The organism is Microbacterium sp. Leaf159 (assembly GCF_001423615.1).
Lineage (GTDB): Bacteria > Actinomycetota > Actinomycetes > Actinomycetales > Microbacteriaceae > Microbacterium.
This window is the reverse complement of record NZ_LMOU01000001.1, coordinates 1,407,933-1,409,092: the sequence shown is the minus strand read 5'-3', so window position 1 is coordinate 1,409,092 and position 1,160 is coordinate 1,407,933. Positions and strand designations below refer to the sequence as shown.

Genomic DNA, 1,160 nt, shown 5'->3' with positions numbered 1-1,160 from the left:
GAAGATTCAGGCGATCCACGACGCGGGGATCACGGGGGAGGGCGTGACGATCGCGGTGCTCGATGCCGGTCTCAGCCCGGATGTCGCCACACTGCAGGGTGCTGACATTGAGGTGCGGCAGCTCGACCAGTGTCCGGACCCGATCACGCGGGCTGAAGACGGTTTCGAGGCGCTGAAGCACGGGACATCGGCGACGTCACTCATTGTCGGGAACGGGACTTCCGCCAGCGGGAGTGGCCCGGTCGGCCTAGCGCCGGGCAGCCGCGTGCTCTACTACGGGGTCCTTCAAGAGTCGTGCGAGGTCAAGAGCATCGCCGCCGCGCTCGACGACGCTGTAGCGCAGGGGGCAGATATCGTCTCGATGTCCGGCGGGTACGGGCGACTCGCCGACGAACTCTCCGAGGGCACAGTTGACAGCGTCGCAGCGGCACTTCGCGCGGGGGTCATGATCGTAACGGCGCTACCGAACAGCGATTCGACCTCAATCCCCGAGCTCATGACGGTCAACGGGGTTGTCAACGTCGCCGCCGTCGACGGAGCCGCGCAACCGGCGACGCAGCGCGACGGTTCAAGCATGACCAACGCGGACGTCGACGTCGTCGCGCCGGGCATCGACGTAGCGGGCCTGGGCTGGGACGGCACCTGGGGCATGTCGGCGTGGTCCGGTACTTCCGCTTCGACCCCGGTCGTCGCTGGCCTGCTCGCTTTGGCGAAGGAAAAGTGGCCTGGTGCAACCTCGTCCCAGTTGCTGCAGTCATTGATCCGGAACACCGGGTCTGAGCCGCACGAGCTCGAGTGGTCCGACACCATCGGTCACGGTGTGGTGAACGCGACGAGGCTGCTCGAGGAGGACCCGGCGCAGTATCCGGACGAGAACCCCTTGTTCAAGGACGGCCAAGCGCCGACGTTCGACGAGGTCTACTCGGCACCGGAGTCGTCTGCGCCCGACGCAGCGGACGCGCAGAACGGCACGGGGCCGGGGGCGCTGCCGTGGGTGCTCGCAGGCGGTGGGGCGGTCGTGGTCGTCGTGGCGGTGACTCTCATCGTCGTCATCCGTACAAGGCGTGGACATGGGGGAATGGGTGGCGATGATGTTGCGTAGATGGACGGCTCGGGTTGCCGGGGTGGTGTGTGTGCTGGGTGTCGTGTTCGTGCCGAGC

At 67.0% G+C, this 1,160-nt stretch carries 1 protein-coding gene; it reads left to right on the top strand.

The annotated features are described in order from the left end of the window. Nucleotides 1-1,102 (top strand): S8 family peptidase (locus ASF80_RS06730; protein WP_200934748.1); only part of this gene is annotated, 1,102 nt, incomplete at its 5' end. Nucleotides 1,103-1,160: the final 58 nt, after the last annotated feature.